Here is a 25,582-nt window from a genome sequence, read left to right on the forward strand (position 1 = left end):
GATCTCTATCTGTTCTAAGGGGTACCGATCTTGGGTCTATTGTAGTATGCCAATGTTATCGGGATGTTTCATCCTTCCCCAGCTGCAGCAGCTCATCCTCCGTCAACTCCCGGTAAGTCCCGATGCGCAGGCCTTCATCCAGCTTCAGGTCCCCCATCTGCACGCGCTTGAGGTAGGTGACTTTTTTCCCGACAGCCTGGAACATCCGTTTCACCTGGTGAAATTTCCCCTCATGGATCACAAGGGAGATGTGGGAGACGACCTCGTCCCCCTGCTGCTCTTTGCGCAAAATGACGAGCTCGCCGGGCAGCGTGACGTAACCGTCGTCCAGCGTGACCCCGGAGGCGAACTGCTGTACATCGGCTTCCGTTATGTCGCCGGATACGACGGCCTCGTACGTTTTGGGAACATGCCGCTTGGGCGACAACAGCTCATGCGCCAGCTTGCCGTCGTTTGTAAGCAGCAGCAGGCCCTCCGTGTCTTTATCTAGCCGCCCGACCGGAAACGGCTCGAATGCCAAATACTCCGGTTCCAGCAGATCCAGCACGGTCCGGTCCCGTGTATCTTCTGTCGCCGATACGACGCCCGGCGGCTTGTGCAGCATGAGATAAATAAATTCCTTATACTGCACCTGTTCCCCGTCAATCCGGATGTCATCCTTATACGGATCGACATGCATGCCGCTGTCCTTGGCCCGGACTCCGTTGACGGTAACCCCCGCCTGTTTGATTTTCTTCTTGATATCGCTCCGGGAACCATATCCCATATGCGTTAACACCTTGTCCAACCGCAGTGTCGTTCTGCCCTGCTTGCTCATGCGGATGTCCACCTCCAGCCTGCCGGATATTCGTTCTTCAGCATCCCCTCCTGCCACTTGCCCCATCCGGCCGAATAGCCGTCGATGCAGACCAGGGCGTAGCCCTTGGGCGAAGCTTCGCCCCCGCATTCCACGCGGTCCTCGGGAACGTTCAGCGTTTCGCCCTTCAAATAACGCACGGCTTCGCCGCTTCCGGAGTCCAGCCGGATGATCCGAATGAATTCACCGGGATGCAGCGCCGTCGCCAGCGGGTGGGCCGGAACGAAACGGCCGTTCTTGACATCGCCCATGTACCAGCCCGGGCGGATAACCTTCAGCCCGTCCAGAAGGCCTGGCGGCAGCGGCGATTGATAGATATGGGAGCCGTAGACGACCGTATGGCCCCCCGGCACGAAGCCAATAAGATGCTCGCGGATGAAAGTTTCATACGCGGCCGTTGATGCGGCTTCGCCCTGATTCCCCGCACCTTTTTTCGGCGGCTTCCCTTTTATGGGCTTGGCGTTTCGCGATGGCCGCTCCTTTCCCTTAGTCCGGTCAGCGGACTCCGACGGAGCCGTGCTGCTCAGCAGTGCGGCTCTGGCCCGTTCCGCTTCGGCGGCTGACCCGGAGTTCGCCTCATGCTGCAGGACGGCCAGGAAATGTCCTTCGCCTTCAATCCGGTGCGGCCACAGCCGCGCCGTGCCCCGAACCTGCTCCCAAACCTGGTCGGGAATATCCCCGAATCCGGAGCCTTGTTCCTTCAGCCAATCCGTTTCACCCGCGGCAAAAGTACCGGTGCCTCCGACCGGAAGCACACGGAATTCTGGATGAGCGGCCACAAACTCCGCAATCATCCCCTCGTTTTCCTCCGGGGAAAACGTGCAGGTCGAATACACGATCCGTCCTCCGGGTCTCAGCATGGAGGCGGCTGACCTTAGAATGCTGCGCTGCATGTCCGCATACTTCAGCGGCGAATCCTCGTTCCATTCCTTGATCATCGCTTCGTCTTTGCGGAACATCCCTTCGCCCGAGCATGGGGCATCGATCAGAATCTTATCGAAAAAGGCCGGAAACTTCGCCGCGATCCGGTCGGGATGCTCATTCAGCACAACCGCATTGCGGACGCCGTACAGCTCGATATTTTTGGCCAGAGCTTTGGTCCGGTCGGCATTCAAATCATTGGAGACCAGCATGCCTGTCCCGCGCAGCTTGGCCGCAATTTGCGTCGATTTGCCACCCGGAGCGGCGCACAGGTCCAGTACGGTCTCGCCCGGCGTCACGTCCAGCAGCTCTACCGGAGCCATTGCACTTGGCTCCTGAATATAATAAAGGCCCGCATGGTAATACGGATGCCTGCCGGGCCGTTCACCCGCTTCGGTATAGAAGCCTGTCCCGCACCAGGGAATCGGCCGCAAATCCCACGGGGTGGTAGCGAGCAGATCCTCTGTGGAAATTTTCAGCGTATTGACCCGGATGCCGCTGCGCGGCACACGGTCATACGAATCCATAAAATCGGTATACTCCTCTTTCAGTAAGGAACGCATCCGTTCCTGAAAGGCAGCCGGCAGCTTGAGCGCCATGTGCTTCATCATCCTGTCTTATATAAAATCGTTGGCCGGACCCCATTGTATCAGCCCTCGTCCATACAAACAACCCGCTGCGCATCAGTCGGCAGCGGGCTGAATCCGGATGTTATGCCTCATCGGAAGGATCGTTTTTCTTGTAGGCTGCGATCAGTTCCCGCACCTCATCGAGGAGCTGCCTCATGCTCTCCATGTCATGAGGTTCACCCGGCTCGGTCTGGGACCAGATTTGATTGAACCGTTCCTGGAACGCCATCGCCTCGTTCACCAGATGATAGAAATAGAGCTGGTGGATCATCGCCAGCACCGATGTGGTCACGTTGGAATCGTCCTCAAACTGCTTCTGTGCCTCGAGAATATCCTCACGGATGCTCGACATTTCGTTATCCAGCACGGATGCCGCTTCCGCCGCGGTCTGTAGACGCTTGCGGATGTTCTCCGGAAGGCTCTCCCGGTACTTATATCTGAGCGAATGCTCGATCGTGGCCCAGAAATTCATTGCCAGCGTGCGGATTTGGATCTCCGCCAGTACCGGTTTTTGACCAAGCGCCGTCTGAACCGGGTACTCCACGATCATATGGAAACTGCGGTAGCCGCTTTCTTTATAATTCGTAATATAATCCTTTTCATACAGTACCGTCAGGTCCTTCCGCTTGCGGATATATTCGGCCACGCGGCGGATATCCTCGACGAACTGGCACATGATCCGGATGCCGGCGATATCCTCGATCCCCTGCTCCAATTGGTCCATCGGAACGCTCAACCGCTTCGCCTTGTCCAGAATGCTCGATATTTTCTTGACGCGTCCGGTCACGAACTCGATCGGGGCATATTCCTCTCTCTTCTTCAGTTCCGCACGCATCGTCTTGAATTTGACTTTCAGTTCCTCAACGGTTTGTTCATACGGTAGTAGAAACAATCCCCAATCTCTGCCGTCCATTCACATGCCTCCTGTCTGTCTCCCTCAGTGATGGTCTGCCCCCACAGCCTCGGAGATATGGGCAAAGCCGTCACGACGCAAAAGCTCTCTCAGCCCGGCGTTGATTTTCCGGTTGATTTCGGGTCCTTCATATATAAGGGCAGTATAGATTTCCACCAGGCTTGCACCCGCCCTGATCTTCTCATAAGCATCTTCAGCTGTAAAAATGCCGCCGGAACCGATAATCGGCAGCTTGCCGCCCGTCTGGCGGTATACCCGGGATACGACCTCCGTGGAACGGATACGCAGCGGTTTGCCGCTTAGTCCCCCGGTTTCCCTGGCGTTCGGATGGCTCAGCCCTTCCCGCCCAATCGTCGTGTTTGTGGCGATAATGCCGGAAATCCCGCTCGGCGCCAGCGCATCGACCATTTCTTCCAGCTCGCCGTCGCTCACGTCAGGCGCAATTTTGACCAGAATATGCTTGGACTCCCCGTGCTTGGCGGCTTGTGCCCGCATCTCTTCCATAATATGCCGGACCAATGTCGAAAGTTCGCTGCCGTACTGCAGATTGCGCAAGTCCGGCGTGTTCGGCGAGCTGATGTTAACCACAAAAAAATCCCCGTACGGATACAGGGTACGCAGGCATTCCTGATAATCCTTATAGGCTTCCTCGTTCGGAGTCACTTTATTTTTGCCGATGTTCACGGCGACCGGGATCCGGCGGTTCTTGATGGCCGCCAGCCGCTTGGCCATGGCCTCCGCTCCCTCGTTGTTGAATCCCATCCGGTTCACAAGCGCCTCATCGGGCGGAAGGCGAAACAGTCGGGGCTGATCGTTGCCCGGCTGTCCCTTCGGCGTCACCGTGCCAACCTCCATAAAACCAAAGCCGATGGAAGAAAAACCGTCGACCGCTGCCGCATTCTTGTCCAATCCTGCTGCCAGTCCAACCGGTGTCGGAAAATGTATGCCGAACAGATCCACTGCGAGGTCTGCCGTCTCGTTCACGCCGTACATGCTTCGCAGTAGGCCCGTTCCTCCCGGAAACGCGCCCGCGGAATGAAGTCCGCCGATGACCAAATGGTGAGCTTTCTCCGGATCCATTTTAAAAAATATCGGTTTTGCCAAATTTCGGTACAGCACCAGCCAATCTTCCTCTCCATGCACATTGTTATCTCTATCCTTCAGTTTATCCTTAATCGGTATAAAAATAAAGTTTTTTGCCTGATCGGGCGGCTGGCGCCAAACCCTGCCCCTGCTGGCATTTTACACTGAAAGCCATTACAATGGGGGGTAAGATTGAATCTGATTAGGAAAGAAGGTAGAACGTCATGGCAACCAAGCGCAAACCGCCGACGCTTCAGCAGAAGAAGGAAGAAGTCAACCGGAGGGCGGTGCTTTGGGTCGGGATCGGCCTGCTTTTGCTCATTCTGCTCATTTCGGTTCTGATTATTTTCAACGTGTAAAAAAAGCGTCTATCGACGTAATGCAAAGAAGACTGACCGCGTTTACCGGAAGTTTTTCTGGACAAGCCTTTCTGTCAAGGGTGCGGTTCACAGCCAGTGATACGTCTGATGGGGGTTCGTCTGATCCTGCTTCGGCTTCGTAAGGAACCTTTCCTTCGGAACGAGCGGCAGATCAGGCAGAACCCCCTTGCTTATGAGTACAGGAGTGCCCAGTGGAACGAGATCAAACAGCTCCTCGATGTCCGCCTTGCTCATACGGATGCAGCCCTTGGATTCGTCTTTGCCTACGCTGCCCGGTTCATCCGTGCCGTGAATCGCGTAATTGGTGTCCGACAGCTGCATGCCTCTGCTTCCAAATTCGCCGTCATCACGGCCGTTCGGATTCATCACCTTGATCGAAATCGTGAATTTTCCCTCCGGTGTCCGTTCTCCCCCCAATCCAACCTTATAACTGCGGATGAGCTTATCCCCGCTGACCACAGCCAGACGGTGCGCCGCTTTATCGACGATAATTTCGAGCCTCTCCTGCAAAAAGGGCCCCCGCCCCCACGTCGAAGCAAACGGAGACGACGGCGTATTGGCGCTGGATGCCGGTTCACCGCTCCCGCTTTCCGGTCCCTTAGAGGGATTTCCGCCGGCTTGCATCCATTCGGCCATCGGGGCAAACGCCTCCTGCATCCGCGGCGTCCGTCCTGAAACCCAGTTTTCCGGAAACGGCCGCGTCAGATCGTTCACCGACCTCGGCAGGGCTCCGTTCTTTTCCCGGAAGGCAGCCATGGCGCTGTACAGCAAAGCCAGCTCTTCCTGCTCCAGCGTCCATTTCGCGGCATCGGACTGCAATGCTTCCTGATCCTGCGGTTTGCATGCGCAGTCTTTGGCGATATAGGACTGATAGGTCATCTTCCCATTGCCGCCGGAAAGCATCGTATAAGAGACCGGCAGATCGCGCGACCACAGCAGCCATTTTCCCAGCCGTTTCATGGTCAGGACCGCCAGGCGGTTTTTGGTTTCCTTCGCGCTTGACAATTCTTCCGCCAGCAGGCGCGCCTTGCCGCCCGCATCGTCCTCGCCCAGCGCGGTAAACACCGCACCAGGAACAGGCTGTCCGGCTTCTACTGCAGCCCCTTCGCCTTTACCGGTATCCTTGGTCCCGGGCATATCTCCTGCCGCTGCTGCCTCCCGCACTTCTTCCCCGGGGTTCGCCGATTCCTCTGCAAGGCTCTGCCGCTGCGGCGACTCCACCGAAGGCATCAGCACCAGAATGAGAATCATCAAGGCAACCGCCGCCCGGCGGATCCGCCGCCGCTTCCGCTCCGCGTCCTCGGCCTGCTTCAGCAGCTTCTGTTCGTATTCCAGCCAAATATCCGAAGGCACCCGGCTCGTTTCAAAGGCTTCATAAATTCCGCCCGACTGGTTAAAGCAGTAGTTCGCTTTTCCCTGCTGCCCGTTTTTTTCATATTCCTTCCCCAGCAAATACCATCCCATTTTGTTATCCGGATGCATCTGAACGTATTTTTTGAGATAGAGCGAATTCTTCACCGGAAACCTCCATGCGCAAATGTTCTTTCTATTTATATCGGCACGCGGGAAACAAAAAAACATCCCCCTCGGGGCCTATTCGGCCGGGGGATGCTTTCAGAAAAGGGCGAAAGCCAGCAGTAGATGCTTTAGCCTTCTTTATGAAAAGGGCAGTCCGCGATCTTGATCGAATCGGTCGGGCAGCCGTCAACGGCATCCTGCAGGTCGTCGTACATCTCTTCAGGAATTTCGATGTTGCCAGTATTGTCGTCGCCTCCGTACACAACCCCGGCCAGCCCCTCGTCGTCGTAATCGTAAATATCCGGAGCGGTTGCGCCGCAGGCGCCGCACGCGATGCAGGTATCTTTCTCAACCCAAGTATATTTGGCCATGGCTCTCCTCTACCTTTCTATTTATCTATCAATCTATCAAAAAACGTAATGTTCTCCACTATAGCAGCAAAACCATACTTATATGGTAACGCAAATTTCACCGTCTCTTCAATGACAAAAATCACATATTTTCGTTTCGTGACTTTCGCCCTAGCCGCCTAAGGAAGATCTTCGTCGCGCTTATCGACAAAATCCATCTGCAGCGACGTTCCCCTGACCCGGTGGTTGCGCAGCAGCGCCGACGGATCGTCGCCGAGCATCCCCGCGGTAACGACGGCGTTCTCCCCGAACTTGTTCCGCAGCTCGTCCATGATCTTGGTCAGGGACTCCTTCTTCGGCTGCTTCTCGTAGCTGAACAGATCGAGCTGAATCGCCGACTCCTCCTTCGGCACCAAATGCTGCAGCGTCACACCCAGCAGCCTGACCGGCTTGTCCCAACTCCAATGCTCCGCATACAGCTTGCGCGCCGCCTCGTAGATGTCCTCGGCATTTTCGGTCGGGGCAGGCAGCACGCGGGCACGGGTGATTGTCTTCATGTCCGGCGTCCGGATCGTGATCTGCACCCCGCCTGCGACCAGCTCCTTCCTTCTTAAGCGCCGGGCAACTTGATCGCTCAAATTGAGCAGCACCCGGTTCACATCTTCCTTGGCGCTGATGTCGTGAGGCAGCGTCGTCGTATGTCCGACCGATTTGCTCTGCTCCCGATCCTCCACCACCGGAGAAAGGTCAATGCCGTTCGCCGCCTGCTTCATCCAGGCCCCCACGACCCCGAACACGCGGATCAGCGCATCTTCGTCCGTACGCGCCAGCTGGCCGATTGTATGGATGCCGATTTTGCGCAGCTTCTCCGCCGTCTTGCCGCCGATCCCGAACAGCTCGCCGCAGGGCTTGTTCCACAGCACGTTCGGCACATCGCGGATGCGGAGGACCGAGATGCCGTTCGGCTTTTCCATATCGGACCCCATCTTGGCCAGCAGCTTATTCGGAGCAATCCCAATAGAGCAGGGGAGCCCCAGCTCCTCATAGATGCGCCGCTGGATTTCCTCGGCGATGTGCTGGGGCGTCCCGAACTGCTTCGATCCGGTAATATCGAGATAGCATTCGTCAATCGAAGTCGCCTGCATCAGCGGCGTATAAGAATAGGCGATTTTCATAAACGCCTTGGAGTATTTGCGGTATAAATGAAAATCAGGCTTGATGACGATCAGCTCCGGGCACAGCTTGAGCGCCCGGGTGACCAGCATGCCTGTCGAAATGCCCCGTTTCCGCGCAGCATAGGAACAAGTGACGATAATCCCCTTGCGCAGCTCCATGCTTCCTGCAACCGCGGTGGGCATGCCCCGGTATTTCTCCGGCTCCTCCGCCTCATGGACGGAGCAGTAGAACGCGTTCATATCAACATGCAGAATGACCCTTCCATTCTGCGGATAATAGGCATCAACGCTTGGCTTGTCCATCTTTCTCACCCTTACCAAATTCATAAATCCAGCATACCCCTCACCAGAAACGAGGTCAAGAACCCCGGGAACCTACTTGCACGAGGAATTCTTTGTTACATTCCCGCGTAAAAATGATATAATAATGAATTATACAAATGACGTAGTGATCATTCCAAGACTTCCAAAGGAGGACTCCCATGTCTAAGTCCATTTCCATCTTCGATACGACCCTGCGGGACGGCACCCAAGGCGAAGGTGTCAGCTTGTCCGCCGACGATAAACTGAAGATTGCCAAGAAGCTCGATGAGCTTGGCGTACAATATATTGAAGGTGGCATTCCGGGAAGCAACAGCAAGGACATCGAGTTTTTTAAAAGGGTTCAGCAGCTGGGCCTGAGCGCCAAAATCACCGCTTTTGGCAGCACGCGCCGCAAAGACAGTAAAGCTGAGCAGGACGGAAACTTAAAGCGTATTCTTGAATCCGGCGTACAAGCCGCCACGCTCGTCGGCAAATCTTGGGACTTTCATGTTCATACGGCGCTGCAGACCACGCTGGAAGAGAACCTGGCCATGATTTACGACTCGATCGCCTTTTTGAAGCAGCAGGGGCTTGAAGTCATTTTCGATGCGGAGCACTTCTTTGACGGCTACAAGAACAATGCGGACTATGCCGTTTCCGTGCTGAAGAAGGCCAAGGAAGCCGGAGCCGATTGGCTGGTGATGTGCGACACGAACGGCGGAACCCTCCCGCATGAGATTCATGGAATCGTCTCGAACTTGACGACCCTTATTCCTCAGGCCCAATTCGGCATCCATACGCATAATGACTGCGAGCTGGCCGTGGCCAACACACTCAGCGCGGTGGAAGCCGGCGCCCGTCAGGTTCAGGGAACGATCAACGGTTACGGCGAACGCTGCGGCAACGCGAACCTCTGCTCCATCATTCCGAATCTGGAGCTCAAGCTCGGCTACGAGTGCATTGGCGAAGACCGCCTGAAGCAGCTGACCAACACCGCCCGCTTTGTCAGCGAAATCGCCAACGTCAACATGCCGGTGAACCAGCCGTATGTCGGCAACGCGGCATTCGCGCACAAAGGCGGAATCCACGTCTCCGCCATTCTTCGCGACTCGCGCACGTACGAGCATATCGTGCCCGAGCTCGTCGGCAATAAGCAGCGTGTGCTGGTGTCGGAGCTGGCCGGCCAGAGCAATATCGTGTCCAAGGCGCAGGATATGGGCCTGGATTTCGATTCCACGAGCGAGCATTCACGCAAAGTCATCGAGAAGATCAAGGATCTCGAGCACCAGGGCTATCAGTTCGAAGCGGCCGACGCGTCCCTGGAGTTGCTGCTGCGCGAGGCCGGCGGCGAAATGAAGGAGCTGTTCACCTTTGAATCCTTCAAAATGCTGGTAGAGAAAACCGCCGGCAGAGCCGTCGTTTCCGAGGCCTTCGTCAAGCTGAACGTCGCCGGCAACAACGTCTATACGGCGGCCGAGGGCAATGGTCCGGTCAACGCGCTTGACAATGCGCTGCGGAAGGCACTTGTTCAGTATTTCCCGGCGATCAAGGAAATGCACCTATCCGACTATAAGGTCCGCGTGCTCGATGAGAAGGATGCGACCGCGGCCAAGGTTCGCGTACTGATCGAATCCCGCAACATCAACCAGTCCTGGAACACCGTCGGCGTATCGGAGAACGTCATCGAGGCGAGCTGGGAGGCGCTGGTCGACAGTATGCGGTATGCACTGCTGGGACAGATCCTTCAGGCGTCTGCACCTGAAACGGCTTCACCGTCGCAAGGGCTGGTCAATCACTAACGATAAAACATACTTTTTTTGAAACAGACCGTCCGGAGCCACTCCGGGCGGTCTTTTATTTTCTAAAACAAATCCTCAAAAAAAGAAGCCCGCCACCGGCGGGTCTTCCATTCAGCTTATTTAAAAACTAGGACTCGATCAGATGCTTGATCTTCTTCTCCAGATCCTTGGACGGCAGTATGCCCAGAATCACGTCCTGCACAACGCCGTTTTTGTCGATCAGGACGTTCGTCGGAAACACGGCTCCCTTGTACTGGTCGTAAATGGTTCCTTTCAGATCCAGCATGACCGGAAAGTTCACGTCGTATTTCTCAACGAAGCTTTTGGCGTTTTTCTTGTTGTCGTATTTGGTCACATTGATGCCGTAAATGTTCAGGTCATCCTTGTATTTATCCGCCAAGGCATGCAGCTCGGGCGCTTCCTGCTGGCACGGATCGCACCAGGAAGCCCAGAAATTCACCAGGATGGCCTTGTCCTGCGCTCCGCCGACACGGTATTCCTTCCCGTCGAGCCCCGTGGCCGTGAAGGCCGGCGCCAGATATCCCGCCTGTGGCTTCGTTTCGGTCGGCAGCGGCTTCTCTTGTTGAAAGGCAGCCTGGATTTTGTCCCCTGCACTTTGATAGACTACAACACCCGCCAGCACCAAAAAGGCGAGTAGAATATACAAATTACGTTTCATGGATGTCGCCCCTTTTTCATAAAGAGGATGTTCAAAAAGTCCGCTTTTGATAAGAAAACCAGTCGAGGCCAATCCAGGATGAATGATCTCGATTAAAATGTAGGTTTTCTTGCGATATAGAATTTCATCAGCTCTGCTGATAACGAATAAAATTCTATATCTAACACGAAGTAAATCGGGAAGCTGATTCGGCATCGAATCTTAAATTCAGCCGGGCCTTCCGGTGCTCACGTACCCACTACGTACGCTCTGCTCCTCAGTCCCTAGCTTCATCCAATTCAAGTGTTTTGAAAAAACACACATCGGAAGCGTAAACTTCAGTGCTGAAAACCGACCTTTTTGAACACGCACTTAAAGTGGTATCCCTTATATTTTACCCTCTTTTCACGGGAACTTACAAATGAACTGCAAAATTTTTCCCACCCGCCCTATCCGCCTTGTGTCATCGTCCGATCTGCCGAACACATCCCTTGCGATCGTACGGGCATCCCGCTACACTTGACATGATAGGAATACACAAAAAAAGAGCCCCTGCCAAATGCAGAGGCCAAAGTGAGAGGGGAGAATACGGTTGACAGAGCTTCACGTATACGACGAAGAAATATGGCTGGATGCTGCTTGCGCCCACGGATTGGCGGAGCAGCTATTTCTTCATCGGCCCAATGAAGCCTGCGGTGTACTGCGGGGTAATGCTGCAGCGGGCGGCATGCGAATCGAGACGATCATCCCGATCCGCAACGTAGCGCCTGACCCGCTGCACCGCTTCACCCTGAATCCCCAGGAGTGGGTGCAGCAATGTCTGAACCCTTCGGGACTGCTCGGAATCTTTCACACGCATCCACACACCATTCCCGTTCCGTCCGAGGAGGATTTGCGTCAGCTCCCGCTATTCGGAGATATGCTCCGAATCTATTTGATCAGCTCCCCCGACAAATCGGGATCTTCCATCCTGACTCAAGCTTACTTCATTGAACGATCGGCGGCAGGCGGGTTTCATCTCCGCCCCGCCCGGTTACGCATGGCTTAAATAGGCGTACAGATCACCCAGCGTTTCTACCTGTCTCCTGCGCGATATGTCCCGCAGGTACATGACCCACAGCTTCGCGGTCATCTTGGCATCCTCCAAAGCGTGATGCCTTCCCTCGATCGGGATATTTTTCGCCATCAGCAGGTCGTCCAGTGCAAAGCTCGCGCGTTGCGGCTCCAGCCAGCGGGCAATCATCATCGTATCGATCACCCGGTGGCTGAGGTTCACCTTCGAAGTTTTCCACAGCGCCGCATTCAAAAATGATTTGTCATGGGCGCTCGCATGGGCGACCAGCACCCTTCCCCCGACGAAGTTCATGAAACCGTGCAGACCGTCCATCAGTGGCGGCGCCTCGTTGATCATCGCCTGCGTAATTCCCGTTAATCCGGTAATATGGGACGGCACCGGGCGTTTGCATTGAACGAGGCTGTAGAACGACTCGTCATCCTTGATCTCGCCGCCTTTGACGCGAAGCGCCCCGATCGACAAAATCTCGTCGCCCTGCTGAACGTTAAACCCCGTCGTTTCCAAATCAAACACGACCGTTTCCAGCTCGCTTAGCGGCGTATGCAGAACCTCCGGCCGCCGTTGTTCTCTCATCAGCGAGCGGATAAACGCCATCTGCTGTGCGGAAGAGCCTCCCATCACAGAAGCAATCGCCGAGGGCATGCCTCCCTGCCGAAGCAGGCTCCAGAACCCGCTGTTTCCCCGCTCCGGCGTCTTCATGACCTTCTCCTCTCCGCGAACCGGAGCTGACGCTGCAGAGCCCGGTGAGTCCGCCTGACGACCGTCAGACTTTCGCGGAGCTCATACATCAGCGGCCTTTTCTTGAGATCCTTCTGCGGAATGTACCCGCTGCTCATGAAAATGCCCCTGTCTTCGCGGTGGGGAGCGGTCGACCTCAGCATCAAAGCAGTAAGAAAGGCCCGCTGCACGTTTTCGAGCAGCATGTTGCCTCCGTCCAGTACCATCAGCCTCTCCAGCCGCTTCAGCGTCGATGATTCCTTGACGCCCTGCTGGAGCGCCATATATCGGACGCTGTTGACGATCGGAATGTACACCCCATACTTCACGTCAAAATCTCCGGCATGCTCTCCAAACCGTTCGGTAACGACCTGGCCGAGCAGATTTAGCGTTGCTTTATGTCTGACCGTATTCCGCAGAATTGCGATCGCCAGTTCCGGCGTCTCGTCGAGACATTTTCCGAAATAAGCCTTCCACGCCTCAGAAAGTGTGCGGTCACCAGAAATATAGCGCATATCTGTAGCGATAATCAGGTAGCGAACCGGTTCCCAGCTGAAGTCACCGCGCCAGCGGGAGAGCTGCATCTTCCACTCCTCCAGCGTTTTGCGCCACAGCGGCTCGGAGCACATGACTTTCCCCTTGCATTTTTCATAGCCCAAGTACTCAAACAGGTCCGACAGCCGTTGACCGAAGTTTTGAAAGTAAGCTTCCTTATATGCATCCGGCTCGTCACTGATGATGAGCCCGTTATCCTGATCGCTCCACAGCGTCGACTCCCTGCGGCCCGCACTGCCGAATACGACAAAGGCGTAGGAGACGGGAGGCAGGCCGTACCCGGCCTCCTCCAGTTCCCGCTCGCAGATGTCGACGGCTCTGGCCGCGATCAAATCATGCATTTCATTGACGAGCGCAGACCAGGCGCCGATCGGCATATCAGCGAACATTTCCTGAAGCTGTTCCTGGCAGTCCAGCCGCCGGCTCCGAAGCTCTTCACGCGAGTTGGCATAAGCGATCGTACCAAGATCCAGATCACAAGATTCCGACTTCAGCGGTTCCATACGGTTCACCCCCTCCATGGTGAATTATATTCAGACATCATTCTTTAGATTTAGGTAAAGGACTCATTGGTTCCGGCAGACGGCTTGGGAGCCGGCGCGGAAGACGCCGATGGTCTGATCTCGGAATCAACGAGCAGCTTCATTTGCTCCGGATAGCCGTAAGTGCCATGTTCGCTGATGTCCAGACCCATCATTTCTTCCTCTTCGGTAACGCGAATTCCCATCGTTGCTTTCATAATAGCGATAACGATGAAGGAGATAACGAGAACGAATACGAACGCCCCGAGGACACCTAGCACTTGAACGCCCAGCTGCGAGAATCCACCGCCATAGAACAGTCCGGGTTTACCGACTCCAGTAATCTCAACAAGCTTCGGCGTTGCGAACAACCCTGTGGAAACGGCACCCCAAACCCCGGCAATACCGTGTACGGAAAAAGCGTAGATCGGATCGTCAAGTCCTGCTCTCTCAAACCATTGGGCCGTGAAGAAGGTAATGATACCGGCAACGGCACCGATCACAATTGCTGCCCACGCATCCACGAATGCGCAAGAACCAGTGATAGCAACGAGAGCGGCCAGAACGCCGTTCAGCATGCTGGGGATATCGGCTTTGCCGAATATTGCCCAGGAAATCAGCAGAGCCGCTACAGCACCGGCAGCAACAGCCAAGTTGGTAGTCAATGCCACATATCCGAAAAACCCGTCCATCAGCGGAGTCAGCGCACTACCCGGGTTAAAACCGAACCAGCCGATCCATAGAATAAACACGCCAAGTACCGATAATACCTGATTGTGGCCCGGAATGCTGTTAGGCTTGCCGTCCTTGTTGTACTTGCCAAGGCGCGGCTTCAGCATGTAAGTGATGACCAGGGCAGCGGTCGCACCTGTCAGATGCACGACGGTCGATCCGGCGTAGTCCTGCATTCCCAATTGACCCAACCAGCCGCCGCCCCATACCCAGTGGGCAACTACCGGATAAATCACGATCATGAAGATCGTTCCAAATACGATATATACGCTCAATTTAGCGCGTTCCGCCATACCGCCGCAAGCAATGGCCAGCGAAACGGCCGCGAAGGACAGCTGGAACAAAAACTTAACCGTCAGCGAAGCATCCGATGCGGATAAGGAATCAAAGGATGCTGCCATGGAATCGCCGGTCAGGAAAAATCCCGTCGTTCCGAATAAACTATTCCCATTGCCGAACCCAAGGCCAAAACCCACTGCCCAGAAGACGACGATGGCAATTCCGAGTGTCAGTACGGTCTTCCCTGCGATATGACCCGCGTTCTTCATCCGTACCGTGCCGGCTTCCAAAAGCGCGAAACCCGCCTGCATAAAAAACACGAGCATGGCAGCCATAAATACGAAGAAGGTGTTCAACCCAGCCTGTAGTTGAACGTTGGTTGCCCCGTCATCGGCCGCAAAAACCGTTACGGGAAACGTCAATAATGTAAGCATTAATAACATGATTCCAAGCCATTTCCTTTTCATGTACCCCATTCCCCCAATGTCAATATTTCTAACACAAAGTGAAATTCTTAATGACATTATAAGCCGATGGTCCTGAAATTGACAAGATATTTTTTGAAAATACTGAAAAAATGTTTCTGATGTAATATTAACTTACAATGTCAGATTTACAGAAAAAGCATGACGTTTGACTGTACGGTTCGGATTCATGTATCATAATTTAAGTAATATAATATGGAAACGAGCATTCGTTAATTTCCTGCGAGGTGATAGAGGATGGGGATATGATACTGTATCGGATCGGTGAATTGGCTAAGGCAGGTGGTGTCAGCGAGCGTACAATTGATTATTACACCAAGCTGGGATTGATTTCTCCAGAGAAGCGCACGCTTAAGAATTACCGTTTATACAGTCATGAAACCTTGGTCCGGCTTAAACGTATTAATGAATTGAAACAAGAGAAATATAGTTTGGATGAGATTAAAGAAATGCTTGAGAAGTGGGATTCGGTTCCGGAAGAGAAGCAGGTATCCGACAAGCTGTCTCACCTTGAGCTTCATATGCAGCAACTGCAGCGCGAAGTGAAGGAGCTTGAACCGCTGATTAAGCAAATGAAGCCAAGCCATGCGCGGCTGGTGCTGCTGAATCTCCTCCCGCAAGGTGCGGCGTGCATTGAGGCCATTCGCCTCTTCCTTGAACAGCACGGCCCAACCCTCTAGTTTCCCGCAAAATAAAGCAGGAGGTATGGAAATGTATTTCGACGGAATGTATATACTCATCATTATTGCATTTCTGTTTTCGCTCTGGGCCCAATTTCGAGTTCAGGGTACCTTCAAGAAGTGGTCCACGGTTCAGGCGAACAGCGGCATGACCGGATATGACGCGGCCCGGCACATGCTGGACACCCACGGGCTGCACGACGTGCCGATCGAACCGGTACGCGGAGCACTATCCGACCACTACGACCCGATTAACCGCGTCGTCCGCCTGTCGGAACCGGTGTATTACGAGAGCTCCATCTCGGCGATTTCCGTTGCCTGTCATGAAATCGGCCACGCCATTCAGCACAAGGAGCACTATCCGATGCTGGTACTGCGCCACCGGATTTTCCCGATCGTCAACTTCGCGTCTGGACTTGCTCCGATTCTTCTGATTGCCGGCTTCCTCTTCCAATGGTTTGGACTCATCGGCCTCGGCATTATTTTCTTCTCCGTGGCGGTTGCATTCCAGCTTATCACGCTGCCGGTTGAATTTAACGCAAGTAACCGGGCCCGCGAGATTATGGTATCGGAAGGATACATCACGAACGAAGAAGAACGCGGCGTGGCCAAGGTGCTGAACTCCGCAGCCCTGACCTATGTTGCAGCAGCGCTGGTTTCCCTGCTCGAACTGCTCCGGTACATTTTGATCTTCACGAACAGCAACAACCGTGACTAATCCGAACAGGTTAAGCAAATATCTGATCTCAATACAAAAATACCCCGTGTCGGTTAACCGACCGGGGTATTTTTATTGTTCTGGTGTAAGCCGAAATATTTAAGCAGAAAGGTGCGGAAAGACTGGGCCACCAGAGGAAGCTTATCGTCCGAACGATGAATCAGCCCGATCGTGCGGGTGACTTTCGGCTCCGAAATTTTTACGCGTGCCGGCTGCAGCGGATTGGTCTGGAACAAGGCCAGCTCCGGCAGGATGCTGACTCCCATGCCGGCCGCCACCAATCCGCGGATCGTATCGGTCTCCTCTCCTTCGAAGGCGATCTTCGGCGTAAAGCCGGCCTCGAGGCAAGCATGCCAAACGATCGGCCGCAAAGAGTAGCCTTTGCTGAAGAGAACGAACTTCTCATCCTTCAGCTCGACAAGCTTGATGCTCTCCTTTTCAGCCAGCGGATGGTTCGGCGGCAGGATCGCATACAGCTCTTCGGTCAGGATCACTTCGCCTTCCACGTGTTCATGCTTTTCCGGGAAAGGAGAAATAAAGGCCAAATCGACTTCCGCTGAGATCACGTCACGGATCAAGGACGGGAACATCCCCTGCTTGAAACGGAATTTCACGTTCGGATACCGGCGTTTAAATTCGGCCACCACGGAAGGAATCAAATGAATCCCCAAACTGTGCGGAAATCCGATGCGAATCTCCCCTTGCTCCGGATCCAGAAATTCATGAACCTCCATAACCGCCTTATCCAAATCCTTCAGGATGCCCTCCACCCGTTTGCAGAACAGCTGCCCTACGGGGGTTAACTGCAGGTTTCTTCCTTTTTGCATGAATAAGTGGACTCCGAGTTCCTCTTCCAACTGATGAATCTGCCGGCTCACCGCAGACTGGGCGACATGCAGCTCCTCCGCCGCCTGCGTGACATGCTCCTTCTGTGCTACCTTCAAAAAGTATTGCAACTGTCTTAATTCCACTACTTTCGCTCCATTCTGCTTATACGATACCTGTTCATCCGAGCATGGCTAGTGGCGCCTTCTCAGCACCCTGGCCATCAGTCCATAAATAAAGAAACCGCCGATCAATCCGCCCAAGTGGGCTACCCAGTTGATGTTGTATTGCGAAACCCAGGTTACGATAACGCCCACGATCAAAATGCCGTACACGGTTTTCCGGGAGGCGTCGTCCATCCACTGCCGCTGAAATAAGGCGATATACAGATAGGCGCCGTATATGCCGTAAATCGCGCCTGAAGCGCCTATGGAAATCAGGATCTCTCCGGTACGGTTGTAATGAGCCACTGTCATCAAATTCCCCAGAATACCGCTTAACAAGTACAGCAGCCCGTATCGCCAAGGACCTAGCAGCCTCTCGAGAGGCGGGGCAAAGACGAGCAGCGCGAAGCTGTTAAAGAGCAAGTGGGAAAAACCCGCATGCAAAAACATGGAGCTGACAAATCTCCACCACTCATTATATTGATCGATGTTCGTCAATGCTCCAAACCGGATCAGCGTTTCATTGTTGGTGGAGCCCCCGTTAAAGGCCATAATGAGAAACATCACCAGGTTGATGACAAAGAGCAGCGTCGTGATCGGGTAGTACTTCAAATAACTTTTTAAATTCTCATAACGTACAAATAACATGTTATCCTTCCTTCTATATCCGAGTAAGCCACCGACGAAATTGGACAATGCCTTTTTAAAAAGATTATAATGGACTTTGTCACGAATCACCAATTTTTGATAACCAGGAAGGAGATTTCACATGGCACAAGAACGTACCAATGCAGCTACATTCAAAGGCAATCCGATTACCCTCATTGGCCCGGAACTTCAGGTGGGCGACGCCGCTCCCGATTTCAAGGTCAGCAAAAATTTGCTTGAAGAGGCTACTCTTAAGGACTATGCCGGCAAAATCAAATTAATTAGTGTCGTTCCTTCTCTTGATACGGGAGTATGTGACGCCCAAACGCGCCGTTTCAACGAAGAAGCCGCCGGCCTTGGCGACAACGTGATCGTGCTGACGATCAGCGCCGACCTTCCATTCGCTCAGGAACGCTGGTGTGCCGCTGCCGGAATCGACCGCGTCGTGACACTTTCCGACCACAAGGAGATGTCGTTCGGCGACGCTTACGGTGTTCATATCAAGGAATTCCGTCTGGACATGCGCTCCATTTTCGTCGTGGACAAAAACGACAAGATTACATATGTCGAGTACCTCAAGGAAATGGCCGAGCATCCAAACTACGAAAATGCCGTAGCAGCCGTTAAAGAACTGCTGTAATTCGGCTCAAGCCGCCATGTTTCCATAAAAAGCGGGAGAAAGAGCTGATCTTTCTCCCGCTTTTTCCTTACTCATTGTGTTATTTTGTATTTAGCCAGTTTCTTATCCAAAATGCCGAACAGGTTTACAATAATCCGGTAATTATACCCCAGATCCCCCAGCGAGCCCCGGGAGGCCGAGTACATATCAACAGCGGTGCGGACTGGACCAACCGATAGCACCGAAATGGTAATATCCACGGTACGGCCAAGCGAGGTTCTCTTCTCCAGCGTGATCTCCCCGACGGAAGACACCTCGTGCAGCACTTTGTAGCCAGGAATTTTTTTAAGTGTCGAGGAGATTTCCTCCCATGCCTTGTCTTTCGATAAATTGTAATAGCGCGTTTTCATTTTAGGATCCTTCGCGCGGTCGCTTGTTCCTTCTTGACTGCGAATGACCCCCACTAGAACTCTCTTTAGCGACAAGACCTTTCCTCCTTTATAGTAAACATCATCAATACTTAACAGTTTATCATTGTTACGGTCAGAACAAAAGAGTAAGTACGGAATGATGCCGGAGATTCAACAAAAAAAACACCCCGAACCGGGTATAGAACCGGCCGGGATGTTCTCTATTCTGCACCATGATGGTCACAATGGGTTCATCGACAAAATAAAAACCCGCCTATGCCGTCCGGTTAAATTGTCTTCTGAACCTGCTCTAGCAGGTGGGTGATCGCATCAGCGGTTTTGAAGTCCCCATGTCATATAGACAGGGCGTTTCAGCTGCGCTTCATATAGATCTCCCTCAGACATTATCATTGGTTCAAAACAACGATTAACCGTGGCGAACATCGCAGGATGTAGTCTTATTATAGACCGAAATCGTCAGCATGTAAACGAATTGGTAAAAATTCAGAAGAAAATATCGCTTGCTGGCTTAGTTTCTTTTACCCGGCTCATCGCCATTCGAAACGCTTTCTTCACGCCATTCATCTATCTTGTCCGGATCGCCCGGCAGACTTGCGGAATCTTCCGCGTCAGCGGCTTCCTGCTGTGCCTCTTCTTCTTTCTGTTTGAGGCGCTCCGCTTGCTCTTGCATCTTCATGTAGGTGCCGTAGAAGTTGAAAAACGCCCACAGCGCGATAACGCTTCCGCCAAAGAAAAAGATCAGCGCAGGATACTTAGACCCGATAAACAGGACAACCGCACTCCCGAGCACGGTAGCGAGCACGCGGAAAGGCCGGATGATCGTAATCAGAACTGCATTCTTCAAAATCTGTCCGATGGACATATGATAATGAACAATCATCGAGAAAAAGTTGAACATCGACAGGAACAGGACGATCAGCAGGATCAGCATCACAATCCCGATCAGCTGCATATTGCGGAACTGGGTCATATAGACCGTATAATCCACCATCATAATGACAAGCAGCAGCACGTAGAAAATACCGCCGAGCATGCTTTGTTTGTAGTTTTCCTTGTACGCTCTGAAATAGGTGCTGAAAATTTTAATATCGGTATCGCCCATCACCCATTTGCGCACCACCGCAAACAGCGCCGCCGTTGCAGGGAACAATGTAAACGGTGCCACGATTCCCATGGCCCAGTTCATCTGCAGCGACTCGTTAGCCCCCGTTACCAGCAGCTTCGTTACCAGAAAAAAGAAGAATGGTATCGAACACAGCATCCACAAAATATTGCTGTAAGCAATCCGGGTAATCCACTCTGTAATTTTGTAAATCCCACCCATTGCACCTTTGAATTCCAAGTAAAAGTCTCCTCCTCCACTAACATGCCTGTACCTTAATAATACCGCATTAGGGACATACATTGCCAGAGCCTAATTTCCGGCATCTGGGTGTTGGTCTATACATGCGGGCGATAACCGTCATAAGATACACCGTAATCCAAAAGAGTTTAACTTTTCGAAGGAGGTTATGATCAATGTCTCATGCTGTAGGCGGAGTTGGTTATGGTTGCGGTGCCGGCATGTTTGGTTCCACAGGCGCCATTCTGGTGCTGTTCATCCTGCTCGTTATCATCACTCGTGCATTCATCTGGTAATTTGATGATATAAGAAAAACGCCTGTCGACGTACATTCGTACGAAGACAGAACGCTTAAGCGGAAGTTTTTCTCGCGATTATAGAATGGTTCAGCTTCGCAGAAATGAATACATTCTATAATCATGAAAAAAAGAGGCGAAGTGCACGCGGCACTTCGCCTCTTTATTTTTTTACTTCTCGTAAGAATCTTCGCGTTTCGTCGTACGGCGTCCCTCTCCGCTGCTGCTTGTGCGCGGTTTACGGTCGCCACGGTACGAATCCCCGCGTCCGCTGTAGCTCTTGCTGTAGCCGCCGCGTCCGTCGCCGCGGTCACGGTTGTATCCTCCGCCGCTACGGCTGCCGCTGTTGCCGCCGCGGTAGCCGCCGGACGGTTTCCGTCCGCTGCGCAGGTCCGGCTTACCGCTTTGCCGGCGCTTGACGCGGATCGGGTCTTCCGGCGTCAGCTGGATATCCGAATCCTTCTTCTCGCCTGTCAGCATCTTCAATGCCGCAGACAGCAGCTGCACGGAGTCGTACTGCTCCAGCAGTTGGATGGCTAGCCCTTTGTATTCATTCAATTCGCCCTTTTCCACGGTTTCAAGCAATCTTTCTGCCGTCACGCGCTGTTTGCCTTCGATGGCTTCGGCCAGCGTAGGGAGCGGCTTGCGTGGAATCCGGTGGCGGGTTACGCGTTCGATCAGGTGCAGGTGATCCATCTCGCGCGGAGTAACGAAGGTCCATGCGGTTCCTTCTTTGCCGGCACGGCCGGTACGTCCGATCCGGTGCACATAGCTCTCCGGATCCTGCGGAAGGTCAAAGTTCACGACGTGGGTAACGCCGGATACGTCAAGGCCGCGGGCCGCAACGTCTGTAGCTACCAGCACATCGATGCTTCCGTCACGGAATTTGCGCATTACGGCGTCGCGCTGGTTCTGGGACAGGTCCCCATGCAGGCCGTCCGCGGAATATCCGCGCTTCTGCAGAGCTTCAGCCAGCTCGTCGACACGGCGCTTCGTGCGTCCGAAAACGATGGCGAGCTCCGGAGATTCCATATCGATCAAGCGGCTGAGCGCTTCGAACTTCTGGCGTTCCGGCACCTCGATATAAGCTTGGTCGATCAGCGGTGCGCTGACTTGTTTCGGAATGACGGAAACATGCTCCGGATTTTTCAAAAATTGCTGGGCCAGCTTCTGAATGTTCGGCGGCATCGTAGCGGAGAACAGCATCGTTTGGCGTTCTTCCGGTACCAGCTTCAGGATCGTCTGGATATCCTCCATGAAGCCCATATCCAGCATTTCGTCGGCTTCGTCCAAAATGACGGTTTCGACGTCGTCCAGGCGGATCGTTTTGCGGTTAATGTGGTCAAGCAAACGGCCTGGCGTGCCGATAATAATTTGGGGCTTCTTCTTCAGCGCGCGGATCTGGCGTCCGATGTCTTGACCACCGTAAATCGGCAGCGAGCCAATTCCCTTAAAACGGGTCAATTTTCCGATTTCCTCCGCGACCTGAATCGCAAGCTCCCGGGTAGGTGTCATAATGAGGGCGACGATTTTATCCGTATCTTTGGAGATTTTATTAATCAGCGGAATACCAAAGGCAGCGGTTTTGCCTGTACCCGTCTGTGCTTGGCCAATCATGTCCCGTCCGCTCATCGCGATCGGAATGGATTGTGCCTGAATCGGTGTCGCTTCCTCAAATCCAAGCTCCGTAATGGCCTGCAATACCTTTGGTTCGAGGCCTAATTCTGCGAAATTTTTCAATTTTTTCATACTCCTTCTATAAAGTGGACATACCACAATCTTGTCTGTATTCTTAAGTAGCGGTAAACATTATATAGGGTAGCCAAACTTCGATCAAACTTTTCATGGCTTCGATTCTCTATAGCGTTTATCCGGGCAAACAAAACAGCCTACAGAATTTAGTAAACGGTAATTATTCTCCTGAAACAATGCAAAATAATACTATTGTACAACCGTACTCAAGAACATCTAATACATTATATCACAAACCAAATTACAAACACCAGTCAAGCTGAAACAACTTTCAAACGTCTTGCAGAAAATTACATAATGAGGTGATGAGCTTGGAGCTCAAAAATATTTGGAAGTATGTGGTTGTGGTTCTTGGTGCGGCTTTTATTGCCTGCGGGTTCAATTTATTCCTCGTTCCGCTTCATTTGCTGAGCGGGGGCGTGTCCGGCCTGTCCATGCTCGTGAATTATTTTACACCGATCAGTCTCAGCGTTCTTTATTTCGTGTTTAACATACCGATGCTTGTCGCCGGCTGGTTCCAGCTCGGCAAACGTTTTATTATTTTGAGCATTCTGTCGGTCGTCGCCACGACGTGGCTGATCGCGGTAGTCCCCGAAACGGCCCTCGTGTCCGATACGCTGCTGGCCGCGGTATTCGGCGGTGTACTTGTCGGGATCGGCGCAGGCATTTCGTTCCGGGCCGGGGGCTCATCAGGCGGATTCGATATTATCGGGTCGATCGTTACCCGTTACCGCGACTTCCCGATCGGAAACATCCTGGTGGCCATGAATGGGGTCGTCATCCTCGCAGCCGGTTACTTACAGGGCAATTGGAACTTGGCGCTCGCCTCCATCGTTTCCATCTTCGTCACAGGCAAGGTCGTGGACATGATTCATGTCAGCCATTTCAAAGTCACGGTATACATCATCACGAACGAGACGGACGCCCTTCTGCACCTGCTGCTGGAGCGGCCGCGCGGCGTAACTAAGATCAAGACGCAGGGCGCTTTTTCCAATGTGGAAAAGGATATGCTGATGACCGTCACCACCCGGTATGAGCTGGCCGAGCTGAAGCGCATCATCAAGCAGACCGACCCCAAGGCGTTCGTCAACATTGTCGAGACCGTCGGCGTCATGGGTTCCTTCCGCAGAAGCTGATTTTTGTATGCGCTGTGTAAAAAAAAAGCCAAATGTGGTATATTAATAGTGCGCGCTTCCTACAATAGTTCCATGAGATTAGGATCGACCCAAATTTCCCAAAGCACTAAAACGCTTTTCCGATTCGCCTTGCGTTGGATCATCTGACTGTGAAGATTCGAAGGAGGAAAGGGTGATTTTTGTGGAAATGGAAATGGAAACGGTAAAGTTGTCCCAAATCGTCATGAAATGGTTCCCGGATATGATGCCATTCTTGAAGCAAAATGAACTGAATTCCCTCATTGTGCTGCGGGACGGACTTAGCATTCTGGAACAAGAAGATGCCATGGAGATCATCCAGTACAGCATCTGTGAACATCAGAGCTCAGCGCTGCTTCACTGATTTATAGCAAGTAGCAAGTGCTTGAATAACATGCCATTCGCGAATGGCCGCTTCGGCGGCAATGCGGATGGCATTTTTATTTGGCCCTGAATCGGCTTGATGCATGGGAACCACAATTTTTGTCAAAATGTTGGAAGTCGCTTTTCCCGCAAGTATTTAAGCATCCCGGTGGTAACCCTACGGAAGAGGGGAGCCGTTTGATTCCAAGCCGATTCGTTTAAAAAAAGAGAAGGCGTCCAACCGCACGGCCTTCGCCAAATGATTACAAAGCTGTTGCACCAAACAGGAGGTCGTTCCGATATAATTGACTTGTAAAGTCATTCAAGGGGAGAGAGTATTATGAATATTATTTGGGCGCTGCTGCTGTTGCTCGGCAGCAGTGCCGGGCATCCGCAGCAGGACAGCAATCATCCGTTAAGTCAATTGTTCAAGGCAACCGTTCATTCCGCTATGATCGCATCCCAACAAGGCGTCCCGGTCAGCGCAGACCATCCGCCCGTCAAGGTAGATCCGCAGGTCACCGCCCCCAAGGTTAAAGGGATTTACGTTACCGCTTACAGTGCAGGCGGTTCACGCATGAATCAGCTGCTGGATCTCACCGATAAAACCGATTTGAACGCGATGGTGGTCGACATCAAAGACGATGCAGGATACATAACTTATCAGACGGACAATGCCACGTTGAAGCAGATGGGCAAACCGCAGTCGTTTATTCCCGATATCAACCGGCTCATGCAGCGCCTGAACAAACATAAGGTATACCCTATCGCCCGGGTGGTCGTATTCAAGGATACGGTCCTTGCCAAAAAGCGGCCGGATCTGTCGTTCAAAAATCCGGACGGGACCCTCTGGGAGAACGGCAAAGGCGACAGCTTCGTCAACCCGTACAGCAAGGAAGTATGGGATTATAACATCGCGATTGCCAAGGAAGCGGCCAAGCTAGGCTTTAAAGAAGTTCAATTCGATTATGTACGGTTCCCGGAAGGATTTGAGAAGCGTGCCGATACGCTGAAATACGTCAAGAACGAAAAGTCCCGCGTGGATACGGTCGCAGAGTTCGTCCAATATGCCCGCAAGCAGCTGGCCCCTCTCGGCATTCGCGTGTCGGTGGACATATTCGGCTATGCGGCGTCCGTTCCGGCCGCGGAAGGGATCGGTCAGGATTTTGGCAAAATCTCCGAAAACGTGGACGTCATCAGTCCGATGGTGTATCCGAGCCACTACACGACCGGCTGGTTCGGCGCCGAGGATCCGGACAAGGAGCCTTACAAGACGATCAAGGGCTCTATGGCCGATACCCACAAAAAACTGGACCCGCTCAAAGACCGCAAGCCCATCATCCGCCCGTGGATTCAGGATTTTACCGCCAGCTGGCTCGGTAGCGGCCATTACGAGAAGTACGGCAAGCAGCAGGTAGAGGATCAGATCCGCGCCTTAAAAGACGCCGGCGTGAACGAATACTTGCTGTGGAACGCTTCCAACAGGTATTCCCAAGGCGTAGCGTACAAATAGACCTTGTCTTATCCCGGCGTGTCTTCGCCGGGTTTTATTTATTTGGATAGAGCTCTGTTCAAACCGGTGTGCCATGGTTTACAATAATAGTCTTGTCACCTTTATGTCAGAATTCCAGATATCTGTGA

Annotated in this window: 26 protein-coding genes and 1 other RNA gene; 10 read left to right on the forward strand and 17 right to left on the reverse strand. The window is 53.1% G+C overall.

Translation table 11 applies throughout. The annotated features are described in order from the left end of the window. Window positions 1-55: 55 nt before the first annotated feature. From FHS19_RS17350 to FHS19_RS17365, 4 genes are all read right to left on the reverse strand, one after another. The gene (locus FHS19_RS17350) at window positions 56-817 is read right to left on the reverse strand and encodes a pseudouridine synthase (RefSeq protein ID WP_183583140.1); all 762 of its coding nucleotides are present in this window, start codon (window positions 815-817) and stop codon (window positions 56-58) included. Next, window positions 814-2,376 carry an RsmB/NOP family class I SAM-dependent RNA methyltransferase gene (locus FHS19_RS17355; protein WP_183583141.1) on the reverse strand — a complete coding sequence of 521 codons (1,563 nt, stop codon included), beginning with the start codon at window positions 2,374-2,376 and terminating at the stop codon, window positions 814-816. Before FHS19_RS17355 ends, FHS19_RS17350 begins: the two co-directional genes overlap by 4 nt. A 112-nt stretch (window positions 2,377-2,488) precedes the next feature. After that, a complete protein-coding gene (gene yjbM, locus FHS19_RS17360; protein ID WP_183583142.1) occupies window positions 2,489-3,319 on the reverse strand; it encodes a GTP diphosphokinase in 831 nt (276 codons plus the stop codon). 24 nt (window positions 3,320-3,343) lie between these two features. Then, window positions 3,344-4,438, reverse strand: a complete 1,095-nt coding sequence (locus FHS19_RS17365) for a quinone-dependent dihydroorotate dehydrogenase (RefSeq protein ID WP_183583898.1) — start codon at window positions 4,436-4,438, stop codon at window positions 3,344-3,346. Between the two features lie 188 nt (window positions 4,439-4,626). Between FHS19_RS17365 and FHS19_RS35305 the strand changes: the two genes are divergently transcribed. Beyond that, complete coding sequence (locus FHS19_RS35305; protein ID WP_256992312.1) at window positions 4,627-4,761, forward strand: hypothetical protein; 135 nt, start codon at window positions 4,627-4,629, stop codon at window positions 4,759-4,761. Between the two features lie 87 nt (window positions 4,762-4,848). Here FHS19_RS35305 and FHS19_RS17370 read toward each other — a convergent pair whose 3' ends face one another. From FHS19_RS17370 to FHS19_RS17380, 3 genes are all read right to left on the reverse strand, one after another. Then, window positions 4,849-6,300: a L,D-transpeptidase gene (locus FHS19_RS17370; RefSeq protein WP_183583143.1), complete on the reverse strand. Its 1,452-nt coding sequence runs from the start codon at window positions 6,298-6,300 to the stop codon at window positions 4,849-4,851. A gap of 128 nt (window positions 6,301-6,428) precedes the next feature. Next, entirely contained in the window at window positions 6,429-6,671 is a 243-nt protein-coding gene (locus FHS19_RS17375; RefSeq protein WP_183583144.1) for a ferredoxin, read from the reverse strand. A 158-nt stretch (window positions 6,672-6,829) separates the two neighbouring features. Further along, window positions 6,830-8,152: a DNA polymerase IV gene (locus tag FHS19_RS17380; protein ID WP_246426674.1), complete on the reverse strand. Its 1,323-nt coding sequence runs from the start codon at window positions 8,150-8,152 to the stop codon at window positions 6,830-6,832. Window positions 8,153-8,307: 155 nt separating this feature from the next. Between FHS19_RS17380 and cimA the strand changes: the two genes are divergently transcribed. Then, window positions 8,308-9,927, forward strand: a complete 1,620-nt coding sequence (gene cimA, locus FHS19_RS17385; protein WP_183583145.1) for a citramalate synthase — start codon at window positions 8,308-8,310, stop codon at window positions 9,925-9,927. Between the two features lie 127 nt (window positions 9,928-10,054). On the opposite strand, the gene FHS19_RS17390 is transcribed toward cimA, so the two are convergent. Continuing rightward, window positions 10,055-10,606: a TlpA family protein disulfide reductase gene (locus tag FHS19_RS17390; RefSeq protein WP_183583146.1), complete on the reverse strand. Its 552-nt coding sequence runs from the start codon at window positions 10,604-10,606 to the stop codon at window positions 10,055-10,057. A 571-nt stretch (window positions 10,607-11,177) separates the two neighbouring features. On the opposite strand from FHS19_RS17390, the gene FHS19_RS17395 reads away from it, so the two are divergent. Then, complete coding sequence (locus tag FHS19_RS17395; protein WP_183583147.1) at window positions 11,178-11,633, forward strand: M67 family metallopeptidase; 456 nt, start codon at window positions 11,178-11,180, stop codon at window positions 11,631-11,633. Here FHS19_RS17395 and FHS19_RS17400 read toward each other — a convergent pair. Genes FHS19_RS17400 through FHS19_RS17410 form a run of 3 tightly spaced genes read right to left on the reverse strand, consistent with a single transcriptional unit; the run spans window position 11,619 to window position 14,931 of the window. Further along, the gene (locus FHS19_RS17400) at window positions 11,619-12,359 is read right to left on the reverse strand and encodes an exonuclease domain-containing protein (protein ID WP_183583148.1); all 741 of its coding nucleotides are present in this window, start codon (window positions 12,357-12,359) and stop codon (window positions 11,619-11,621) included. The genes FHS19_RS17395 and FHS19_RS17400 overlap by 15 nt on opposite strands. Beyond that, complete coding sequence (locus tag FHS19_RS17405) at window positions 12,356-13,435, reverse strand: DUF294 nucleotidyltransferase-like domain-containing protein (protein ID WP_183583149.1); 1,080 nt, start codon at window positions 13,433-13,435, stop codon at window positions 12,356-12,358. Before FHS19_RS17405 ends, FHS19_RS17400 begins: the two co-directional genes overlap by 4 nt. 50 nt (window positions 13,436-13,485) lie before the next feature. Then, window positions 13,486-14,931: an ammonium transporter gene (locus FHS19_RS17410; RefSeq protein ID WP_183583150.1), complete on the reverse strand. Its 1,446-nt coding sequence runs from the start codon at window positions 14,929-14,931 to the stop codon at window positions 13,486-13,488. A 263-nt stretch (window positions 14,932-15,194) separates the two neighbouring features. Here FHS19_RS17410 and FHS19_RS17415 point away from each other — a divergent pair, with 263 nt between their 5' ends. Continuing rightward, window positions 15,195-15,629 (forward strand): MerR family transcriptional regulator, encoded by a 435-nt coding sequence (locus FHS19_RS17415; RefSeq protein WP_183583151.1) that lies wholly within the window; start codon window positions 15,195-15,197, stop codon window positions 15,627-15,629. A gap of 31 nt (window positions 15,630-15,660) precedes the next feature. Then, window positions 15,661-16,347, forward strand: coding sequence for a zinc metallopeptidase (locus tag FHS19_RS17420; RefSeq protein WP_145135697.1), 687 nt, complete (start codon window positions 15,661-15,663; stop codon window positions 16,345-16,347). Between the two features lie 53 nt (window positions 16,348-16,400). Here the strand turns inward: FHS19_RS17420 and gltC are convergent, their stop codons facing one another. Next, window positions 16,401-17,318, reverse strand: coding sequence for a glutamate biosynthesis transcriptional regulator GltC (gene gltC / locus FHS19_RS17425; protein WP_076170234.1), 918 nt, complete (start codon window positions 17,316-17,318; stop codon window positions 16,401-16,403). A gap of 48 nt (window positions 17,319-17,366) precedes the next feature. Further along, complete coding sequence (locus tag FHS19_RS17430) at window positions 17,367-17,984, reverse strand: rhomboid family intramembrane serine protease (protein ID WP_183583152.1); 618 nt, start codon at window positions 17,982-17,984, stop codon at window positions 17,367-17,369. Between the two features lie 121 nt (window positions 17,985-18,105). Here FHS19_RS17430 and tpx point away from each other — a divergent pair, with 121 nt between their 5' ends. Beyond that, window positions 18,106-18,624, forward strand: a complete 519-nt coding sequence (gene tpx / locus FHS19_RS17435) for a thiol peroxidase (RefSeq protein WP_183583153.1) — start codon at window positions 18,106-18,108, stop codon at window positions 18,622-18,624. A 71-nt stretch (window positions 18,625-18,695) separates the two neighbouring features. Here tpx and FHS19_RS17440 read toward each other — a convergent pair whose 3' ends face one another. The 3 genes from FHS19_RS17440 to FHS19_RS17450 all read right to left on the reverse strand — a co-directional run bounded on the left by FHS19_RS17440 (window position 18,696) and on the right by FHS19_RS17450 (window position 20,376). Further along, window positions 18,696-19,088 (reverse strand): DUF1499 domain-containing protein, encoded by a 393-nt coding sequence (locus FHS19_RS17440; RefSeq protein ID WP_183583154.1) that lies wholly within the window; start codon window positions 19,086-19,088, stop codon window positions 18,696-18,698. A 188-nt stretch (window positions 19,089-19,276) separates the two neighbouring features. Continuing rightward, window positions 19,277-19,468: non-coding RNA, 6S RNA (gene ssrS / locus FHS19_RS17445), on the reverse strand. A 74-nt stretch (window positions 19,469-19,542) separates the two neighbouring features. After that, entirely contained in the window at window positions 19,543-20,376 is an 834-nt protein-coding gene (locus FHS19_RS17450) for a YesL family protein (protein WP_183583155.1), read from the reverse strand. 176 nt (window positions 20,377-20,552) lie between these two features. On the opposite strand from FHS19_RS17450, the gene FHS19_RS34600 reads away from it, so the two are divergent. Next, window positions 20,553-20,672 carry a sporulation protein YjcZ gene (locus tag FHS19_RS34600; protein WP_204797545.1) on the forward strand — a complete coding sequence of 40 codons (120 nt, stop codon included), beginning with the start codon at window positions 20,553-20,555 and terminating at the stop codon, window positions 20,670-20,672. A 171-nt stretch (window positions 20,673-20,843) separates the two neighbouring features. Here the strand turns inward: FHS19_RS34600 and cshA are convergent, their stop codons facing one another. Further along, entirely contained in the window at window positions 20,844-22,412 is a 1,569-nt protein-coding gene (gene cshA / locus FHS19_RS17455) for a degradosome RNA helicase CshA (protein WP_246426675.1), read from the reverse strand. A 317-nt stretch (window positions 22,413-22,729) separates the two neighbouring features. On the opposite strand from cshA, the gene FHS19_RS17460 reads away from it, so the two are divergent. The 3 genes from FHS19_RS17460 to FHS19_RS17470 all read left to right on the forward strand — a co-directional run bounded on the left by FHS19_RS17460 (window position 22,730) and on the right by FHS19_RS17470 (window position 25,454). Then, a complete protein-coding gene (locus FHS19_RS17460) occupies window positions 22,730-23,560 on the forward strand; it encodes a YitT family protein (RefSeq protein WP_183583157.1) in 831 nt (276 codons plus the stop codon). Between the two features lie 187 nt (window positions 23,561-23,747). Continuing rightward, the gene (locus tag FHS19_RS17465; protein ID WP_076170738.1) at window positions 23,748-23,942 is read left to right on the forward strand and encodes a hypothetical protein; all 195 of its coding nucleotides are present in this window, start codon (window positions 23,748-23,750) and stop codon (window positions 23,940-23,942) included. A gap of 339 nt (window positions 23,943-24,281) precedes the next feature. Then, window positions 24,282-25,454, forward strand: coding sequence for a putative glycoside hydrolase (locus FHS19_RS17470; RefSeq protein ID WP_183583158.1), 1,173 nt, complete (start codon window positions 24,282-24,284; stop codon window positions 25,452-25,454). The last annotated feature ends 128 nt before the right edge of the window (window positions 25,455-25,582 follow it).

Origin of the sequence: Paenibacillus rhizosphaerae (genome assembly GCF_014192015.1) — a bacterium.
In the GTDB taxonomy this organism is placed as follows: domain Bacteria; phylum Bacillota; class Bacilli; order Paenibacillales; family Paenibacillaceae; genus Paenibacillus_AQ; species Paenibacillus_AQ rhizosphaerae.

Coding starts and splice junctions, on each gene's coding strand:
- FHS19_RS17430 (WP_183583152.1), bottom strand. CDS start 17,984: ATGTTATTTGTACGTTATGAGAATTTAAAAAGTTATTTGAAGTACTAC.
- FHS19_RS34600 (WP_204797545.1), top strand. CDS start 20,553: ATGTCTCATGCTGTAGGCGGAGTTGGTTATGGTTGCGGTGCCGGCATG.
- tpx (WP_183583153.1), top strand. CDS start 18,106: ATGGCACAAGAACGTACCAATGCAGCTACATTCAAAGGCAATCCGATT.
- FHS19_RS17350 (WP_183583140.1), bottom strand. CDS start 817: ATGAGCAAGCAGGGCAGAACGACACTGCGGTTGGACAAGGTGTTAACG.
- FHS19_RS17465 (WP_076170738.1), top strand. CDS start 23,748: ATGGAAATGGAAACGGTAAAGTTGTCCCAAATCGTCATGAAATGGTTC.
- FHS19_RS17375 (WP_183583144.1), bottom strand. CDS start 6,671: ATGGCCAAATATACTTGGGTTGAGAAAGATACCTGCATCGCGTGCGGC.
- yjbM (WP_183583142.1), bottom strand. CDS start 3,319: ATGGACGGCAGAGATTGGGGATTGTTTCTACTACCGTATGAACAAACC.
- FHS19_RS17415 (WP_183583151.1), top strand. CDS start 15,195: ATGATACTGTATCGGATCGGTGAATTGGCTAAGGCAGGTGGTGTCAGC.
- FHS19_RS17355 (WP_183583141.1), bottom strand. CDS start 2,376: ATGGCGCTCAAGCTGCCGGCTGCCTTTCAGGAACGGATGCGTTCCTTA.
- cimA (WP_183583145.1), top strand. CDS start 8,308: ATGTCTAAGTCCATTTCCATCTTCGATACGACCCTGCGGGACGGCACC.
- FHS19_RS17460 (WP_183583157.1), top strand. CDS start 22,730: ATGAGCTTGGAGCTCAAAAATATTTGGAAGTATGTGGTTGTGGTTCTT.
- FHS19_RS17470 (WP_183583158.1), top strand. CDS start 24,282: ATGAATATTATTTGGGCGCTGCTGCTGTTGCTCGGCAGCAGTGCCGGG.
- FHS19_RS17410 (WP_183583150.1), bottom strand. CDS start 14,931: ATGAAAAGGAAATGGCTTGGAATCATGTTATTAATGCTTACATTATTG.
- FHS19_RS17380 (WP_246426674.1), bottom strand. CDS start 8,152: ATGAATTTGGTAAGGGTGAGAAAGATGGACAAGCCAAGCGTTGATGCC.
- FHS19_RS17400 (WP_183583148.1), bottom strand. CDS start 12,359: ATGAAGACGCCGGAGCGGGGAAACAGCGGGTTCTGGAGCCTGCTTCGG.
- FHS19_RS35305 (WP_256992312.1), top strand. CDS start 4,627: ATGGCAACCAAGCGCAAACCGCCGACGCTTCAGCAGAAGAAGGAAGAA.
- FHS19_RS17420 (WP_145135697.1), top strand. CDS start 15,661: ATGTATTTCGACGGAATGTATATACTCATCATTATTGCATTTCTGTTT.
- FHS19_RS17390 (WP_183583146.1), bottom strand. CDS start 10,606: ATGAAACGTAATTTGTATATTCTACTCGCCTTTTTGGTGCTGGCGGGT.
- FHS19_RS17405 (WP_183583149.1), bottom strand. CDS start 13,435: ATGGAACCGCTGAAGTCGGAATCTTGTGATCTGGATCTTGGTACGATC.